Below are 18070 nucleotides of genomic sequence, written 5' to 3' on the forward strand. Positions count from 1 at the left end.
GTTATTCATTTCCTCCCACTTTGTTAGCCAATTCACCTAGTGTCTCTTTTTGAAGTGCAATCAATTGTTGAATACCTGCTTCACCTAACGACAGAAGTTCATTTAACTCTTCACGTGAAAATGTTGCTTCTTCACCTGTCCCTTGTAGCTCAACAAAGCGTCCTGCTCCTGTCATGACGATATTCATATCTACAGCAGCAGCAACATCTTCAACGTAGTTTAAGTCTAAAATTGCTCCGTGATCCTCTACAATCCCAACACTTGTTGCAGCTAAATAGTCTGTGATCGGGAATTTTGCTAATTGTTTTTCTTCTGCGAGCTTTGCAACTGCTTGTGTCATCGCTACAAATGCTCCTGTTATTGAGGCTGTACGCGTTCCTCCGTCTGCTTGAATCACGTCACAGTCAATCCACACAGTACGCTCACCAAGTGCTTCTAAATCAACGACAGCACGTAATGCACGACCGATTAATCGTTGAATCTCCATTGTGCGGCCATTGACTTTGCCGCGAGATGATTCACGTGCTGTACGCTGTGCTGTTGCACGAGGTAGCATCGAGTATTCTGCAGTAATCCACCCTTTGCCTTGTCCACGTAAAAATCCAGGAACCTTATCCTCAATCGTTGCTGTGCAAATTACTTTTGTATTGCCTACTTGAATTAACACTGAGCCTTCTGGGTGCAATAAATACTCACTATCTATTTTCACAGGACGCAGCGCATCTACATTTCTTCCATCAAATCTTGTCATAATTTTCGTTCCTCCTAAAATCTTTCGCGCACTCATCTTAACATAATTTTCACCTTCAAAAAAGTGCTCGGTCCTTTATGTAAAATGCTAAAAACGGCAAAAATCAGCCTAGCCTCTAGCTAAGCTGATTTTTTATTTTAATGTCATACGCTTTATATGGAGAGTACCTTGCTCAAGCCAACTTTCAGCAATTGAACGGAAAATCGGTACTGAACCAGTTGCATAAAATTTATGGGCAGGCACAGCGTCTGGATCAGCCAAAGTGCCATTATATTCAAGCATTTCTTGAACATCCTTTGCTGTTTCCTCTGCAGAAGAAAGCACAAACACTTCCTCCCCTACAGCAGCTTCAATTTGTTTTTGCAGAATAGGATAGTGCGTACATCCTAGTATGACCGTATCAAATTGTTCATTTTTCAACGGCTTTAAGCCTTCCGCAATTAATTTATTTGCAAATTCACCTTTATATTCGCCACTTTCTACAAGTGGTACGAATGTTGGACATGCAAGTGGAATAATATGAGTCGACGTATTCAGTGATAATAAGGCTTCCTCATACGCTCCACTTTTAATTGTTCCTTCTGTTGCAAGCACAACGACTTCATGTCGCTTCGTTTTCTTTACAGCTGCACGTGCGCCAGCATTAATAACGCCTAGTACCGGAAAAGGCATATTTCTTTGTAAACTTTCGAGTGCTACTGCAGTCGCTGTATTACAAGCAATGACGAGCATTTTGATATTCATTTTCTCTAGTGCTTTTGCCATTTGCCAAGTGAAATTTCGTACTTCTTGACGACTTCTTGGACCATACGGACATCTTGCTGTATCACCAATATAATAGATCGTTTCGTTTGGTAATAGCTTCATTATTTCTTTTGCTACGGTTAAACCGCCTACTCCTGAGTCAATAACGCCTATCGGGGCATTCATACTTTCCGCCTCAATCCTGTTTCATGTGTACATGTAGTTTTTCTAAATAGCTTGATAATTGCGCGACCTCTTGTTCGTTAAAACCAACAAGCTTCTCTTGCAAATATTGCTGTCTTTTTTCAATAACCTCTTGAATAATGCGTTCGCCCTTCTCGAGAAGATGAACAACAACGACACGACGATCGTTTTCGTCACGCATTCGCTTGACTAATTCATTTTTCTCCATTCGGTCCACTAAATCTGTTGTTGTACTAAAAGCTAAGTATAATCTATTTGACAGGTCGCCAATTGTAATATCTCCAAGCTCTTCTAACCACTGTAATGCAACAAATTGTGGCGGCGTAATCGCATATTGTGAAACAATCTCTCTTCCTTTTTGCTTCACAATCGCCGCTATATAGCGTAATTCCTTTTCAACCGTTGCAACGGTTTCAGGTGAGTGCTTTGTTACTTCATCCGACATATAACTATTTCACTCCTAAAAATACGTTGAATAGTTCTATTTTGTCGTTTTTTTTCTGAAATAGCAAGTGTCCAATTAGTCTAATTTAAATTCTTCTAAGCGTAACAGCTCAATTAACGCTTGAGATCGATTCGTTACACCTAACTTTTGAATTGTATTGGAAATGTGATTTCGCACTGTTTTTTCACTAATACCAAGTTGCTCTGCAATATCCCTCGTTGTTTTTTCAGCTAATAAAAGCGCAAATATTTCACGTTCTCGGTTCGTTAAAAGAGAACGATGATGAGAGCCATTCATTTTCAGTTACACCCTCCTCCCCCGCACGTATTGTAACTTATGTTAAGGAATGAGGAGCGGTGACGGCTATTTTCATGAATATCTCGTGTTTCCTAAAAAAATTCGGAAATTACTTCCACTCATTAATGCATTTTATGTAAAAGTGGATCATCACCATAACGAGTGGTTGGTTTCAGTTCCGACTGGCCGCTTTTCTTAGGCGCCCAGTCTCTATTCCAATAAACTTATATATAGCATACAGTCATCCACATCTTATTGTAATGAGCTGAGTCGTAAAAATGCAATTTCAATCGTCGAGATCATTGTTTATACTTCTTTCCTCAGGACTTTTTCGTAATCCTTTTCCAATACTATATGAACACTAAACTTGCTAATTGAGTTTTTGCCTCTTCAGATAGTGGTACACTCTTGCCAGTTCGAGGGTTCATTTGCACTACCGTACCACGACCCGTAAAGCAAACTTCATCATGCTGGTTTTTCGCTAAGTAATGAATATCCAATGACGAGTTCCCTACTGTAGCTACCTTCGTATAAATTTTTAGCACATCATCAAAGAAAACTTGCTTCACGTAATCACACTGTAAGTCGGCTACAATCGGAATACCCTCTACATGTTCATCAATTGCTGATGGCATTAGAACACCTAAATGACGGAAATAATCGATTCGTGCTTGTTCAAAATATGTAAAGCTAATTGTATTGTTCATATGACCGTACATATCCGTTTCTGAAAAACGTACACGGACCTCAATAAAAAATGCAAAATCCTTTGCCCATTCCTGAAAATCTCCGATATAATTTGCTTTCATCTTAGCCATCCCCCTAATTTTCATTCGCTTCTTCCAGAACAACAAATGGAATTAGCAAATCACAAATGAATATACATTCATTATAAAGGAAAACACTATATTATCATAGAAAATTCACATTTTCACTCGTTAAAACTTATTTTCCGTCGATATCGACATTCCTATTCTATTTTGAGTAATTCGGTCTTTTACTATGATGTCATCATACTTAGTTTAGTACTCTTTCTTGAAAATGCCCCTATCTGAACTCCCTATAGTACAAAACTTTAATGGTGAATAGGATCAATCAAGCATTTACGAGTTTTATTCTACAAAATTATTTTATATTTTTCATAGAAAAAAACTCCCTCACACATTCAGTGTAAGGGAGTTGGGAGTAAAGCTTGTACTATTAGTCAACGTAGTGGTCAGAACCGAAGAAATTACGGAACATTTGCACTGTAGTTGCACGGTTTAATGATGCGATAGATGTTGTTAAAGGAATACCTTTTGGACAAGCAGCTACACAGTTTTGTGAGTTACCGCAGTTTGCAAGGCCTCCATCACCCATGATTGCATTTAAACGTTCGTCTTTAATCATTGCACCAGTTGGATGAGTGTTGAATAGACGTACTTGTGATAATGGTGCTGGTCCGATGAATGAAGCTTTTTCAGACACGTTTGGACATGCTTCCATACATACACCACAAGTCATACATTTAGATAATTCATAAGCCCATTGACGTTTACCTTCTGGCATACGTGGACCTTCACCTAAATCATAAGTACCATCGATTGGAACCCATGCTTTAACTTTTTTAAGTGCATTGAACATACGTTCACGGTCAACTTGTAAGTCACGAATAACTGGGAAAGTTTTCATAGGCTCAATTTTAATTGGCTCAGTCAATTGGTCAACAAGAGTTGAACATGATTGACGTGGGCGGCCATTGATAACCATTGAACATGCACCACAAACTTCTTCAAGACAGTTCATATCCCATGCTACTGGAGTAGTGTTTTCACCATTTTCAGTAACAGGATTTTTTTGAATTTCCATTAAAATAGAAATTACGTTCATACCATGACGGTAAGGCACTTGGAATTTTTGCCAGTAGCCATTGCCGCCTTTTGTATCTTGACGTAAAATTTCAACTTTGACCATTCTTCCAGTATTAGCTGCGATATTCATAATTCTTAGTCTCCTTTCGCAGAGTAATCACGTTTACGTGGTGGAATTAATGAAACGTCGACTTCTTGGTACGTGATGATTGGGTTACCAGTAGTTGGGTCAAACTTCGCCATTGTTGTTTTTAAGAAGTTCTCATCATCACGGTTCGGGAAATCTGGCTTATAGTGAGCACCGCGAGATTCGTTACGTAGTAATGCACCTTTTGTCATTACTTTCGCTAGGTAAATCATATTTTTCAACTGACGCGTAAAGTGAGCACCTTGGTTACTCCATTTTTGAGTATCGTTGATGTTAATGTTTTCCCAACGTTTTTGGAATTCATCAAGTTTATTCAATGTATCTTGAAGTTGGTCGTTATAACGTACTACTGTCATAGTAGCTGTCATCATTTCACCAAGCTCTTTATGAAGTAAGTAAGCGTTTTCTGTGCCGTCCATTTTCATGACAGCATCCCACTTAGCTTGTTCTTCTTTAACGCGAGCATCGAATATTTCTTGAGGAAGATCTTCAGCATGCTTTTTAAGATGTTTAACATAATCTACTGCGTTTGGTCCAGCAACCATACCGCCATAGATAGCAGATAATAATGAGTTCGCACCAAGACGGTTTGCACCATGTTGAGAATAATCACATTCACCTGCTGCAAATAGACCAGGAATTTCAGTCATTTGGTTGTAGTCAACCCATAATCCACCCATTGAGTAGTGAACTGCCGGGAAAATTTTCATTGGTAATTTACGTGGATCATCACCTACGAATTTTTCGTAGATTTCAATAATACCACCTAGTTTTACATCTAATTCATGTGGATCTTTATGAGAAAGATCTAGGTATACCATGTTTTCGCCGTTGATACCAAGTTTTTGGTTTACACAAACGTCGAAAATTTCACGTGTTGCAATATCACGTGGTACTAAGTTACCATATGCAGGATACTTTTCTTCTAGGAAGTACCAAGGTTTACCGTCTTTATAAGTCCAAATACGGCCACCTTCACCACGAGCTGACTCTGACATTAGACGGTTTTTGTCATCTCCAGGAATCGCTGTTGGGTGAATTTGGATGAACTCACCATTCGCGTATGAGGCACCTTGTTGGTAAACGATAGAAGCAGCAGAACCTGTATTAATTACAGAGTTTGTTGTTTTACCGAAGATAATACCAGGGCCACCAGTCGCCATAATAACAGCATCTGCACGGAATGATTTAATTTCTTCTGTACGCATATCTTGCGCTACGATACCGCGACAAACGCCGTCAGGATCGACTACTGCACCAAGGAATTCCCAGTGCTCATATTTGTTCACTAAACCAGCTACTTCGTGAGAGCGAACTTGCTCGTCTAGTGCGTATAGTAATTGCTGACCAGTTGTTGCACCAGAGAAAGCTGTACGGTGCATTAAAGTACCACCGAAACGACGGAAGTCAAGAAGACCTTCTGGTGTACGGTTGAACATTACACCCATACGGTCCATTAAGTGAATAATACCAGGGGCTGCATCACACATACCCTTAACAGGTGGTTGGTTCGCTAAGAAGTCCCCACCATAAACTGTATCATCAAAGTGAATCCAAGGAGAATCCCCTTCACCTTTTGTATTTACCGCACCATTAATTCCGCCCTGCGCACATACAGAGTGTGAGCGTTTTACAGGAACTAATGAGAATAAATCAACTTCTGTACCAACTTCAGCTGCTTTAATCGTTGCCATCAGACCAGCTAGACCGCCGCCGACAACAATTATTTTGCTTTTCGCCATGATTATTTCTCACTCCTCTTAAAAAATTGCAATGATTGCATGTACTCTATAGTAGCTTCTATTGAATTAAACGAAAGCTAAAATAGCAGCCACACCAACTACACTTAGAATTACGAAAATAATGTTTGTTACATAAGTAGCAATCTTTTGAGACTGAGGAGATTGTGTAATACCCCAGCTTACTAGGAATGCCCATAAACCATTAGATAAGTGGAAAGTTGCTGATATAATACCAACAATGTAGAATCCAAGCATGAATGGATTAGAAACGATATTTGCCATCATGTCGTAATCAACTTCTGTACCAAGTGCTTTTTGAATACGAGTTTGGAAAATATGCCATGCAATGAAGATCACTAAGAATACACCAGTGAAACGTTGTAATGAGTACATCCAGTTACGGTATGTGCTGAAACGTCCTGTATTTGGTGTAGCAGTGAATGCAATGTAGACACCATAAAATGCGTGGAACATTAATGGAATATAGATGACAATCCATTCAACTAGGATAAGGAATGGAATCTTTTCCATATTAGCGGTAGCTGCGTTGTAACTTTCTGCTCCGCCTGTTGCTGTAAAGTTAATTAACAGGTGCATCGTTAAAAACAGACCTACTGGAATGATACCAAGTAGAGAATGTAAGCGACGCAATAAAAACTCTCGATCTTTCGACAAGACTGTTACCCCCCTTAGTACTTAAAATAGCACAACTAAAGAAGTCATCATTTTGTAACTGATACTTCATTGACTGTGTATTTCATCATGGTACAATATTATGACATGTTTATTGTACTCTCAAGAGCTACGAGCGTCAAGGCAACTTAAAGTTTTTCACATCCCTTATTAAAGAAGCAATCTAGTACATGATGCATCGTTTTTTCTCGAAAAATCTACCTTTACTTTATCAGTGTCAAATTTTAAGAAAATTCTAAGAAAGAAGGCTTTCAATGTTAAACACTTCATCTCCTACAATCTCAGCATTTGGCTATGAGATAATTCGCGATTATATTTTATCTTCCATTCTTGGTAAACACGAAGATGATGTCCTTTACTGGGCAGGAAAAGATCTAGCTCGGAAGTTCCCATGTACAAGTCAAGATGAACTTATCGCATTTTTCGCAGATGCCTGTTGGGGTAATTTAGAGCTTGTCAAAGAATCGAAGGATGGACGCATATTCCAGTTGACAAATGATCCAGATCTGTTACAAATCGGTCTTCGTAGCTTTAGACTTGAAGCAGGGTTTATAGCTGAGCAAATCCAGCAAGCAAAAGGTTATTTAACAGAATGCTATGATGAAAAACGTGAAAAACAACAAAATGTTACGTTTACAGTAAAATGGGACGTTAAAGAAAGAATCATGAACACCGTTCCTACAGAATAAACAAAAAGGATTGTCATCCCAGATTTATGGATGACAATCCTTTTTGTTTATACTATAGAAGTTAATTGTAGTAAAGACTGGGCAACTCCTTAGAGTAGCGTCATAGATGGACAAGCGAAGCAGCTCCATTGGACGCCCCAGTAAAGCGCACTGTCGGAACGGAAATCAACCTCTCGTTATACTCACGAATCCTTTTTATATTGATAGTTGAGCATGTCTTTCTTTTAATAGCACATCTATTAACGCAATAAATGCCTCCAAAATATTAAGTGAGTGTTGAATCATTTCTTCTATGTTATGAATTGACAGTTCATTCACTAATTTTTGTGCGGCCATATGGACTAATTCATGTGGTTGTTCAATATGAAGATATTCTGGTAAATTCTGATATTCCTCATAATGTCCGTAATACCATTTTCCAAACATACATTGATGATGCGTTTTTATCGTTTCTTTCTGACCAGCCTTTTGAATAGCATCTCGTAAAAAGCGAGCATGATCCATTAACCTTGCTGCCATTTGGCTAACTACCGTTTGCTCTGATGGTTTTCTGATTGTCGGTGCAATAGCTTTTAACATTTCAGATACTTGATTTTGGATTATATCCGAGAAGTCACTAGAATGTGATAATTCCGTCGTCGTTTCCGCTAAACGACCTACAGCTATTACATTTTCTTCTGATGCAGCTGTTATTTGATGAATGCCATGTGCTGCTTCTTCAATATTTCTACTTGTTACAGTCAGATTAGCAATATTGTCCTTCATGATACTTAAAAAGTCAGTTAAATAATGTTCGACTTGTTTAATATTTGTTATTGTATTATGTAATTTCTTATCAATGACTGATCGAATCTTTGTCATTTCTTGCAATGAACCTTTCGAGCTACTGGCTAACTTCCCTACCTCCATCGCGACAACATTAAAGCCTTTTCCATGCTCACCAGCACGTGCGGCTTCAATAGAGGCATTTAAAGATAGTAGTTGTGTTTGATCGGCAATCCCGGTTACACCTTTACTGATATCATCCATTTTAGTCATTTCATCATTCAGTTGCTCTGTTGAACGAGCTCCTTTGGCCAACAACGCCTGAACCATTTCACCTTTTGAAATGGATGATTCCATTTCCTCTACAAGTAGTAATGAATGCTGTTTTATTTCTTGAATGTTTGCATTAACATTTTGCTCAACCGCAAGCATCTCCTCTGTATTTGACGACATTTCTTCACTCATCGCTGAAATATCCCCTACACTCGTAGAGACATTTTGAACCTTTAAAGCCGTTTGAAAATTAATTAACTCCATATGCGCTAGTACAAAGTCTAAAATCGCATTTTTCACATCAATGCTTTCCTGCTCAAGTTCCAATTCCAAAATTCGTTTTTTTAATATTTGTATGTCTATATCGTTGTGCCTCTCAACACTTTCATCCATTGGCTTTTGAAATAAACCAAATAACCCCATACAAACTTCCACCTTCCCCTTGGTAAAACATGTCACATTTTATTATATAACAATAGAATTGGATAAAGTATTAAATTGATGTGAACAAAAAAAGATGTGCCCATTCCAGAAGATTCATTCTAAGTGAAGTAGTTAATTGGAGTGGAGGCTAGGCTACTCCTTGGGGATCAGCGATAGAGGAACGAAGGCTAAAACCATCAGGTCCTGTGATAACGCCTTCGTGACCAACATCGTGTTGGCCCAAGCGGCTCATCGGACGCTCCCAGGAAGCTTTGCTCTGTGCGAAAGCGTAGCGACAGCAACAACAAATGTTTTATCTGCGCGAAAGCGAAGCGTCAGCGGCAAAGAGCCCAGCCGGAATGGAAATCAACCCCTCGTTTTGCCATAGAACCCTACTTTATTTAATATGACATATTAATTTCATTGACATAATAGTTTTTCAACAACATGAAAAGATGTGCCTTTTACTGACACATCCTCTTCAACATTATATGTAAAGCGCTTGTTCTAAGTTAAATTCATCATGTAATGCATTTGCTGCACGAATCATTTCGTCCTGAGGTACAACAACAGACACTTTTATTTCAGACGTACTTACCATCTTTACAGGGATATCTTCACGACGTAGACGATCAAACATACGGGCAGCTACCCCTGGATTTGATGCCATTCCTGAGCCAATAATAGAGACTTTTGCTAAGCCAATTTCAAAATCGGCAAAACTAAATCCTAATGATAATTTACTATCTTCTAAGACACGTAATGCTTCAGCGAACTCCTCTTTTAAAATGGTAAATGATACAGTCGGCTTTAAGCCATCAATTATTGCTTGTACGATTATATCGACGTTTATACAATTTTCTGCAAGTATTGTGAACATATCTGCTAACGAAGCATTCGAATAAGCATCATAACCAACTGTTAAGCGAATAACGTCTGACTCATAGGCAACACCACGTACAATTAAATTTTTTTCCATTTCAACTTCCTCCTTCAATAAAGTACCTACTGTAGCTATTTCGCTCGACCGAATGATAACTGGGATTTGAAACTTCTTTGCTAACTCTACTGCTCGCGGGTGTAAAACTTGTGATCCTAAGTTTGATAGCTCTAGCATCTCATCATAGGAGATTTCTTTTAGCTTTTGTGCCCCAGCAACATGACTTGGATCAGCTGTATAGATTCCTTCCACATTCGTGTAAATATCTACCCGCTCCGCCTTCAATTTTGCTGCAATAGCTATAGCCGACGTTTCTGCCCCACCTTTACCTAACATCGTAATATTCCGTGAATTATCGATACCTTGTTCCCCAGCAACGATAACGATTTTTCCCTGTACAAAATGCTCTTCTATTCGACTAGCATTTATCTCATCAATACGGGCATTGCTATACATAGCATCGGTTTCAATGCCCGCCTGCCAGCCCGTTAATGACACGGCATCATATCCTTCCTCTTGTAAAGCAATTGCCACTAATGTACTTGTAAGTTGTGAGCTTGATGAAAATAGTGCATCTAGTTCACGCTTAGATGCATGGTCTGATAAATCACGAGCCATCTTTGCTAATTCTTTAGACATACCCCTCATAGCTGTAGTGACAACGACAACATCAAAACCTTTTTCCTTTTCTGCAATCGCCTTTTTCACAACATTTCGAATGCGCTCTGTTGATGCAAATGCTGCACCACCAAATTTCATCACAACTTTCGCCATCTTTATCATTCTCCTTCTTATTCAATCATTTCGCTGATTATAAAGTAGCTATACTTTTTTAGCTTTTTACAAAAATAACACCGCAAAAGCAAATAGCGCTCCTTCACCTCTTAGGTAAGAGTAACAGCCTTGAAAAAATGTTGTTTCGAGAAATCTAAAAAGGCAGCTCTCACATAACGTGAAAGCTGCCTAAATAACATGTACAATAAAAGTAACTTGCGCATGTGTGATAGCTCTCCGAAACGTTTAGATTCGACAGTCTCACATCTCTTAAATGTAAAACCAGCACAGCATCGGAAACAACGATGCTCCACTTCGGCAAGCTCCCCTTTCATACATCTTCACTGGACTTGTTCGTCCTCGAATGTACTACTCTTGAACCTTGCACCTCTATCATCACTAAATAGTGATTGTATTTAATTGAACCTTAGTGAAGAAATTTCCATTTTAATAAGTAGAAACTACTGAAAAAAACTAAGGCGCCGCATATAACATTGCTATATTGAAGAGCAATGTTATATATCAACCTTAGCATACGTCTAATCCTTTGACAATGTATCCTGTTAAAAATTAACTTAGCCTTAGCGTAATTGCCGCTGACGCTTTGCTCGCTGCAGATAAACAATGCGTCCGGATTATGAATCGTGCACATGCCTGCACGAGGACCGACACGATATCGGTCATTTTGGTAATGCCACAGGACGTAGCGTTTTTAGACTGAGCTCCTCTATTTCAGTAGGTGTTTGAATACCCACTGAAAAGGAATTCCGTCTGCATTCATCTCAGCACCTTCAGAGATGGGAGTCTTCTGCTGAATGAAAATAAGCATAAATATCGCTAGCTAGATTAGCTGGCATCCCAGCTTCCTGTAGTGCCTGCACACTTGCCTCACGAATTTTTTTGACAGAGCCAAAATGCTTAAGTAACTGCTGTTTTCGCTTTGGGCCAATGCCCTCTATATGATCGAGGACAGATTGTATAGCATGTTTCTCATGCTGCTGTCGTAAGAAGGTTATAGCAAAGCGGTGTACTTCATCCTGAATTCGTTGTAGTAAGTAGAATCCATCACTTGTACGCTTTAACGCAATAACTTCTGGTGGATCACCAAATAAAAGCTGTGACGTATTATGCTTTTCATCTTTCGCTAATCCGGCAATTGGAATGACAAGGCCGAGCTCATCCTCTAATACTTCTCGCGCGACTTCCATTTGCCCCTTCCCACCATCTATTAGTACTAAATCCGGTAAAGGTAGACCATCTTTTAATACACGTGTGTATCGACGACGTATTACTTCCTGCATTGCCCCGTAATCATCGTGCTTGGCGGCGGTACGTGTTTTGTATTTTCGATACTCCTTCTTCGCAGGTTTTCCATCGATAAATACAACCATTGCAGATACAGCATCTGTCCCATGCATATGACTATTATCGAAAGCCTCAATTCTTAAAGGCGTAGAAATGCCCATAGCTTCACCGAGCGCCTCACATGCTCCTATTGTGCGTTCTTCCTGACGTTCAATAAGCTGGAACTTTGCTGCTACAGCAATTTCAGCATTTTTTGTCGCTAATTCAACTAGCTCTTTTTTTTGCCCACGTTTTGGTGTCAGTACCTTAACTTCTAATAATTCCGTTAAAATATCTGCATCAATAGATTGTGGGATAAAGATCTCTTTAGGCTTAATGTGCTCTAACTTTTCGTAAAATCGTCCAACAAACGTTAAAAATTCCTCTTCTGCCTCTTGATAAACCGGGAAAATCGAGACATCTCGTTCTATAAGCTTTCCTTGACGAACAAAGAAAACTTGAACACACATCCAGCCCTTCTCGACGGCATAGCCAAATACATCGCGATTCGTTGTATCACTTGATACGATTTTTTGCTTTTGCATGACTGTATCGATATGGACAATTTGATCACGAAATTCCTTTGCACGCTCAAACTCTAAATTTTCTGCGGCCGCTAGCATTTTTACCTCTAGCTCCTTTTTGACTTCCTCAACCCCACCATTTAAAAATTTTGTCATATTCTCAATCATATCGTGGTAAATATCAGCACCTATATCCTTGATACAAGGGGCTAGGCATTGTCCCATATGATAATACAAACAAACCTTGGTAGGGAGTTGTACACATTTTCGAAGAGGATATAAACGATCTAGCAGCTTTTTCGTCTCACTTGCTGCATACGCATTCGGATAAGGACCAAAATATTTCGCCTTATCCTTTTTCACTTTTCGTGTTGTAATAAGGCGCGGGTGTTTTTCATTTGTAATTTTTAAATACGGATACGTTTTATCATCCGTAAGCATAATATTGTACTTCGGGTCATGTAGTTTTATAAGATTAAGCTCTAAAATTAAAGCTTCAATATTGGAGGATGTCACAATGTACTCAAAATCTTCTATTTCTCCTACAAGCCTCTGTGTTTTCCCCTCATGCGAACCAGTAAAATACGAGCGTACTCGATTTTTTAGCACCTTTGCTTTCCCGACATAAATAATGGTTCCTTGTCGATCTTTCATCAAATAGCAGCCAGGCTGATCTGGTAAAATTTCAAGCTTTCGTTTAATTAAATCATTCATCGCCTACCTGCCCCCTTTTTTTAAAAAAACGTTCGTCTCCTATTCCCAAAAATAACGTTCTCGTTTTCTCTATATTATATAACGAAAAAAAGCCAAGCACATCTTATTGATGGCTTGACTCATATTTTCTTACAGATTAAGCATGTTTTGCGATAAATGCTTCTAACGCTTCTTTTGGTTGGAAACCAACAGTTTTGTCTACTAATTCACCATCTTTAAATAATAGTAATGACGGGATAGACATAATTTGGTATTGTGCTGCAGTACCTTGGTTGTTATCTACATCTACTTTTACAATTTTAGCCGCACTACCTGCAGCATCCATTTCTTCAAGAACAGGTCCAATCATTTTACAAGGTCCGCACCAAGCAGCCCAAAAGTCTACTAATACTAACCCTTCTTTAATATCATCTTGGAAAGTTGCATCTGTTGCATGTACAATTGCCATTTGAAATCCTCCTTAAACTTACTATGTTTGTAGTATAGCATGGATAAATTCTCTTGAGCGAACAATCTGCCTAGTATGCAAAATTTATGAAAAATAAGGTCGAAAAAGGCATTAAGTTGATTTGTTATTTAGCCTCATTTTCTTGAAAACGACCTTTAAAGACATAAGTTAACGTAATAAAGAGATAGATAGCTAATGTAATACCTGTTACGATAATCGATGTTGTGAAAATAATACCAACCAGAATTGCACTTAACGCAATAATAGCGATCCAAGTTGTATAAGGGAACCATTTTACTGAATAGGTACTTGTTTTTTCTGGCTGTTTTTCACGCGATTTCAGATGTGCAATCGCAATAATTAACCAAATAAATAACACGGTATATCCAAGTGAGCCCATTAGGAAATCAAAAGTTTTGCTTCCCGCAAATAAAGAAAATATTACGGCCATATATAAAGCTAATGTACACATTAATATGGCATACACCGGAACTTTTCTTTTTGATAAATGTGCAAAGATTTTAGGAACACGCCCGTCCACAGCTTGTGTATACAGAACGCGTGATGAACCATAAAGTCCTGAGTTCATTGATGAAATAATTGCGAGTAAAACAACAGCGTTCATAATATGATCAGCACCAGGAATCCCAACCATTTTAAAGACCATTACAAACGGACTTTCTGGCACACCGTTTACTTCATTCCAAGGAATCAAGCTAACGATAATAAAGAACGGAACTAAATAAAAAGTCACAATGCGTACTAATGTACTGCGAACTGCTTTCGGCACTACTTTCTCTGGATTTTTCGTTTCAGCTAATGTAATACCAATAATCTCAGTGCCACCATAAGAGTAAATAACTACAAGCATTGCAGCAATCAACCCCATTGACCCGTTCGGGAAGAACCCACCACGCTCCGTTAAATTGGAAAAACCAACAGCTGTATGATTACCAAAAGTAACAAGTAATAAAATTAGTCCCGCTATGATGAACACCACAATAACGGTTATTTTAATTAACGCTAGCCAATATTCAGTTTCAGCAAAAACTTTCACCGATAACAAGTTAATGGCTGTAACTAACACCGAAACAGATAATGCAAGTATCCAAATTGGATAATCCGGCAACCAATACTGAATAAAAATTGCCGCAACTATAGATTCCGCTGCAATATTTAACACCCACATTTTCCAATAAATCCAATCTAGAAAATAAGCTGGATACTTTCCTAAAACGGCTTGCACTAAATCTCTAAATGTTCTCGCTTCGCTATTGCGGACTGCCATTTCTGCTAAACCTTGCATAACAAATAACAGAATAATCCCACCAATTAAGTACGCAATAAGTACTGATGGCCCTGCCATATCAATGGCCGTACTACTTCCTTTAAACAACCCTGCACCAATGGCACCACCTAAAGCCATCATCGTAATATGCCGTGAGGTCATCGTTCTTTTTAATTTCTGATTGTCGTTTTCCATTTCCTTACCTCCTAAAATCAACAAATGCGCTAAAGTGCTCGTTTACATCCGACAAGCGCTGGAGAGCCCGAAGCAAAAGTAAGTGCTCCTCCACTTTTGCCCGAGGCATCGAAGCGACCTCGAGGATGTAGCGCTTTAGCCTAGACGCAAAAAAGGCATATCGTCTGTTCCTTCATTATCTAATGAAAGAAGAGACGATATGCCATAAGCAAACCGCGGTACCACTCTAATTGGTTCTTTAAGAACCCTGCTTAAAAACCTAATAACGAAGGTTAACCGTCCAACAAATAGAATATTCTGCAAATTCCATTTATCTTACCGCTCCTAGGCAAGTTCAAAGTCTTATCGGACTGCGTCGCACCAACCCGCAGCTCTCTTCACCAAATAATGAGCTTTTACTACTCCTAATCTTTGCGTTTCTTTATAAAAATCAATTATGCCTCGGCATAATTGCGTCTGGAATCGGCTTTGTGCTTAGGCCTGCACGATGCAGGTCAGTTAGCCGTTATCGCATGGATGCGATGATTTTAGGCTAACATCCTTTAAAGAACTCCTTTCCGATTCCGTGACATCCGCCGGAGGCTTTAGGCCAACACGAAGTTGGTCACTCAGTCGTTGCCACAGGACGTGGCGTTCTTAGACTGAAATCCTCTATTTCAGCGAATGTTTAATCCGCTGAAAGAAGTTAAATTAATATTCATCACTATACGTTCTAAAATTAATTATGTCAACATTTTATTTTGCAATAACTTTAAAAAATCAAAAAATTCGAACGCAAAAAAACGGGGAAGACACACCCTCCCCGCGACAAAACAAATATTAATTTCGCCTTGGCGTAATTGTGTCCGGATTTTGACATCCGCCTGAGGCTTTATCTTCATTCAGTAAATTTGCTGAATGAAGATAATTTAATTAGGCATTTACTTTTAATGCTTTAAATTCTTCGATTAGAAGAGGCACTACCTCAAATAAATCACCTACGATACCGTAATCCGCAACTTTGAAAATATTTGCTTCTGGATCTTTATTAATCGCAACGATTACTTTTGAGTTTGACATACCAGCTAAGTGTTGAATCGCTCCAGAAATACCCGCTGCAATGTAAAGGTCTGGTGTTACTACCTTACCTGTTTGACCGATTTGAAGTGAGTAGTCACAATATTCAGCATCACATGCACCACGTGAAGCACCTACTGCACCACCAAGTAAATCCGCTAGCGCTTTTAATGGTTCAAAGCCTTCCTCAGATTTTACGCCACGACCACCTGCTACAACTACTTTTGCCTCAGAAAGATCAACACCCTCTGAAGATTTACGTACTACCTCTTTAATGATTGTACGAAGGTTTGTAATATCTACAGTAAGAGAAGTGATGTCACCTGATTTACCGGCTACTTTTTCTAATGGTGCAATATTATTTGGACGAACTGAAGCTAAAACCAAACCGTCTTTTACTTTAACTTTTTCAAAAGCCTTACCAGAGTAAATTGGACGGATGAATGCAACATCATCGCCAGCACCCTCAATTGACGTTACATCAGATACAAGACCTGCTTGTAATTTACTTGCAATTTTCGGTGATAAATCTTTACCGTTTGCAGTATGACCAAATACGATACCAGTTGGCTTTTCTTCCTCAATTACTGCTAATAAAGCTTGACCATAGCCATCAGATGTATATTGTTTTAAATGTGGATGCTCCACTGTTACAACACGATCTGCACCATATTCAAATAATGGACCTGTTAAGTTTGCTACGGCATCCCCTAAAAGTACACCAACAACTTCACCACCGTCTGCGATTTGCTTTGCAGCTGCAATCGCTTCGAAAGAAACATTACGTAAGCTTCCTTCACGAACTTCACCTAATACTAATACTTTTTTTGTCATAGTATATTCCCTCCGTTACCCTTTAAGATTCGATTTGTGTCATCAGATGACTTAAACTACTTTCGCCTCTGTATGAAGTAGGCTTACTAGCTCTTTTACTTGTGCAGAAAGTTCGCCTTCTAGAATACGGCCTGCTGCCTTTTGAGCTGGTAAGAAAATATCAACTGTTTCTACCTTAACCTCTACATCATCTTCATCGATATCTAAATCATCTAACTCAAGTTCTGCAAGCGGTTTCTTCTTCGCTTTCATAATCCCTGGTAAAGATGGGTAACGTGGCTCGTTTAAACCTTGCTGAGCTGTTATTAAAAGTGGTAAAGATGTCTCAATAACTTCTGAGTCACCTTCAATATCACGTACAATTTTCGCAGATGTTCCATCAATCTCAAGCTTTGTAATTGTTGTTACATAGTTAATACCTAGTAAATCTGCAACACGAGGTCCTACTTGACCAGAGCCTCCGTCAATTGCAACGTTTCCTGTTAAAATTAAATCAGCATCTTTATCTTTTAAATATTCAGCTAAAATATAGGCTGCTGCATTTTGATCCAATTCATCTAGATCGTCTTCTGTATTAATAAGAACTGCTTCATCTGCTCCCATCGCAAGAGCTGTACGCAATTGCTTCTCTGTCTCTTCGCCACCAATTGACACAACTGTTACTTTACCGCCAGCAGCGTCACGTACTTGAATTGCCTCTTCAATGGCATATTCATCGTAAGGATTGATGATGAACTCTGCACCATCCTCTTGGATTTTACCACCCGACACAACAATTTTTTCTTCTGTATCAAACGTACGTTTAATTAATGCAAAAATATTCATATATCCATACCTCCTGCAACGTTTTTTATTTCTAAGTAAACTTATAAATATTATATATTTTCAGTGTCGATAACGTCGATAACACTCTTTCAAGTCGCTATCGA

General features: G+C 38.8%; 16 protein-coding genes, 1 riboswitch and 1 other annotated feature. Of the genes, 1 reads left to right on the plus strand and 15 read right to left on the minus strand.

What is annotated here, in order from left to right; translation table 11 throughout:
- Position 1: 1 nt before the first annotated feature.
- The 8 genes from rph to ACYQ73_RS15140 form a co-directional block, all read right to left on the minus strand.
- Positions 2 to 751 (minus strand): ribonuclease PH, encoded by a 750-nt coding sequence (gene rph, locus ACYQ73_RS15105; RefSeq protein ID WP_460013255.1) that lies wholly within the window; start codon positions 749 to 751, stop codon positions 2 to 4.
- Positions 752 to 883: 132 nt separating this feature from the next.
- On the minus strand, positions 884 to 1681 hold the full coding sequence (gene racE, locus ACYQ73_RS15110) for a glutamate racemase (RefSeq protein ID WP_460013256.1): 798 nt from the start codon (positions 1679 to 1681) through the stop codon (positions 884 to 886).
- A 10-nt stretch (positions 1682 to 1691) separates the two neighbouring features.
- Positions 1692 to 2144 (minus strand): MarR family winged helix-turn-helix transcriptional regulator, encoded by a 453-nt coding sequence (locus ACYQ73_RS15115; RefSeq protein WP_323653188.1) that lies wholly within the window; start codon positions 2142 to 2144, stop codon positions 1692 to 1694.
- Positions 2145 to 2219: 75 nt separating this feature from the next.
- Positions 2220 to 2441 (minus strand): helix-turn-helix domain-containing protein, encoded by a 222-nt coding sequence (locus tag ACYQ73_RS15120; protein ID WP_004226437.1) that lies wholly within the window; start codon positions 2439 to 2441, stop codon positions 2220 to 2222.
- Positions 2442 to 2791: 350 nt separating this feature from the next.
- The gene (locus ACYQ73_RS15125; protein WP_460013257.1) at positions 2792 to 3250 is read right to left on the minus strand and encodes an acyl-CoA thioesterase; all 459 of its coding nucleotides are present in this window, start codon (positions 3248 to 3250) and stop codon (positions 2792 to 2794) included.
- 391 nt (positions 3251 to 3641) lie between these two features.
- Positions 3642 to 4421, minus strand: coding sequence for a succinate dehydrogenase iron-sulfur subunit (sdhB, locus tag ACYQ73_RS15130; RefSeq protein WP_460013258.1), 780 nt, complete (start codon positions 4419 to 4421; stop codon positions 3642 to 3644).
- Positions 4422 to 4426: 5 nt separating this feature from the next.
- Positions 4427 to 6181, minus strand: a complete 1755-nt coding sequence (sdhA, locus tag ACYQ73_RS15135) for a succinate dehydrogenase flavoprotein subunit (protein ID WP_460013259.1) — start codon at positions 6179 to 6181, stop codon at positions 4427 to 4429.
- 66 nt (positions 6182 to 6247) lie between these two features.
- Entirely contained in the window at positions 6248 to 6856 is a 609-nt protein-coding gene (locus ACYQ73_RS15140; protein WP_134026674.1) for a succinate dehydrogenase cytochrome b558 subunit, read from the minus strand.
- A 272-nt stretch (positions 6857 to 7128) separates the two neighbouring features.
- Here ACYQ73_RS15140 and ACYQ73_RS15145 point away from each other — a divergent pair, with 272 nt between their 5' ends.
- Positions 7129 to 7563 (plus strand): YslB family protein, encoded by a 435-nt coding sequence (locus ACYQ73_RS15145; RefSeq protein WP_460013260.1) that lies wholly within the window; start codon positions 7129 to 7131, stop codon positions 7561 to 7563.
- A gap of 195 nt (positions 7564 to 7758) precedes the next feature.
- On the opposite strand, the gene ACYQ73_RS15150 is transcribed toward ACYQ73_RS15145, so the two are convergent.
- The 7 genes from ACYQ73_RS15150 to ACYQ73_RS15180 form a co-directional block, all read right to left on the minus strand.
- Positions 7759 to 9024: a methyl-accepting chemotaxis protein gene (locus tag ACYQ73_RS15150; protein ID WP_460013261.1), complete on the minus strand. Its 1266-nt coding sequence runs from the start codon at positions 9022 to 9024 to the stop codon at positions 7759 to 7761.
- Positions 9025 to 9511: 487 nt separating this feature from the next.
- Positions 9512 to 10738, minus strand: a complete 1227-nt coding sequence (locus tag ACYQ73_RS15155; RefSeq protein WP_460013262.1) for an aspartate kinase — start codon at positions 10736 to 10738, stop codon at positions 9512 to 9514.
- A 222-nt stretch (positions 10739 to 10960) separates the two neighbouring features.
- A riboswitch (Lysine riboswitch) is annotated at positions 10961 to 11139 on the minus strand.
- Positions 11140 to 11529: 390 nt separating this feature from the next.
- The gene (uvrC, locus tag ACYQ73_RS15160) at positions 11530 to 13320 is read right to left on the minus strand and encodes an excinuclease ABC subunit UvrC (RefSeq protein ID WP_460013263.1); all 1791 of its coding nucleotides are present in this window, start codon (positions 13318 to 13320) and stop codon (positions 11530 to 11532) included.
- A gap of 136 nt (positions 13321 to 13456) precedes the next feature.
- Entirely contained in the window at positions 13457 to 13768 is a 312-nt protein-coding gene (gene trxA, locus ACYQ73_RS15165) for a thioredoxin (RefSeq protein WP_004226420.1), read from the minus strand.
- 124 nt (positions 13769 to 13892) lie between these two features.
- The gene (locus ACYQ73_RS15170) at positions 13893 to 15251 is read right to left on the minus strand and encodes an amino acid permease (RefSeq protein WP_460013264.1); all 1359 of its coding nucleotides are present in this window, start codon (positions 15249 to 15251) and stop codon (positions 13893 to 13895) included.
- 187 nt (positions 15252 to 15438) lie between these two features.
- Positions 15439 to 15672: a binding site (T-box leader), on the minus strand.
- Positions 15673 to 16163: 491 nt separating this feature from the next.
- Positions 16164 to 17141, minus strand: a complete 978-nt coding sequence (locus ACYQ73_RS15175; RefSeq protein WP_460013265.1) for an electron transfer flavoprotein subunit alpha/FixB family protein — start codon at positions 17139 to 17141, stop codon at positions 16164 to 16166.
- 51 nt (positions 17142 to 17192) lie between these two features.
- Positions 17193 to 17966, minus strand: coding sequence for an electron transfer flavoprotein subunit beta/FixA family protein (locus ACYQ73_RS15180; protein WP_460013266.1), 774 nt, complete (start codon positions 17964 to 17966; stop codon positions 17193 to 17195).
- Positions 17967 to 18070: the final 104 nt, after the last annotated feature.

It is taken from the genome of Lysinibacillus sp. CTST325, from assembly GCF_054665055.1.

Coding starts and splice junctions, on each gene's coding strand:
- rph (WP_460013255.1), bottom strand. CDS start 751: ATGACAAGATTTGATGGAAGAAATGTAGATGCGCTGCGTCCTGTGAAA.
- racE (WP_460013256.1), bottom strand. CDS start 1,681: ATGAATGCCCCGATAGGCGTTATTGACTCAGGAGTAGGCGGTTTAACC.
- ACYQ73_RS15115 (WP_323653188.1), bottom strand. CDS start 2,144: ATGTCGGATGAAGTAACAAAGCACTCACCTGAAACCGTTGCAACGGTT.
- ACYQ73_RS15120 (WP_004226437.1), bottom strand. CDS start 2,441: ATGAATGGCTCTCATCATCGTTCTCTTTTAACGAACCGAGAACGTGAA.
- ACYQ73_RS15125 (WP_460013257.1), bottom strand. CDS start 3,250: ATGAAAGCAAATTATATCGGAGATTTTCAGGAATGGGCAAAGGATTTT.
- sdhB (WP_460013258.1), bottom strand. CDS start 4,421: ATGAATATCGCAGCTAATACTGGAAGAATGGTCAAAGTTGAAATTTTA.
- sdhA (WP_460013259.1), bottom strand. CDS start 6,181: ATGGCGAAAAGCAAAATAATTGTTGTCGGCGGCGGTCTAGCTGGTCTG.
- ACYQ73_RS15145 (WP_460013260.1), top strand. CDS start 7,129: ATGTTAAACACTTCATCTCCTACAATCTCAGCATTTGGCTATGAGATA.
- ACYQ73_RS15150 (WP_460013261.1), bottom strand. CDS start 9,024: ATGGGGTTATTTGGTTTATTTCAAAAGCCAATGGATGAAAGTGTTGAG.
- ACYQ73_RS15155 (WP_460013262.1), bottom strand. CDS start 10,738: ATGGCGAAAGTTGTGATGAAATTTGGTGGTGCAGCATTTGCATCAACA.
- uvrC (WP_460013263.1), bottom strand. CDS start 13,320: ATGAATGATTTAATTAAACGAAAGCTTGAAATTTTACCAGATCAGCCT.
- trxA (WP_004226420.1), bottom strand. CDS start 13,768: ATGGCAATTGTACATGCAACAGATGCAACTTTCCAAGATGATATTAAA.
- ACYQ73_RS15170 (WP_460013264.1), bottom strand. CDS start 15,251: ATGGAAAACGACAATCAGAAATTAAAAAGAACGATGACCTCACGGCAT.
- ACYQ73_RS15175 (WP_460013265.1), bottom strand. CDS start 17,141: ATGACAAAAAAAGTATTAGTATTAGGTGAAGTTCGTGAAGGAAGCTTA.
- ACYQ73_RS15180 (WP_460013266.1), bottom strand. CDS start 17,966: ATGAATATTTTTGCATTAATTAAACGTACGTTTGATACAGAAGAAAAA.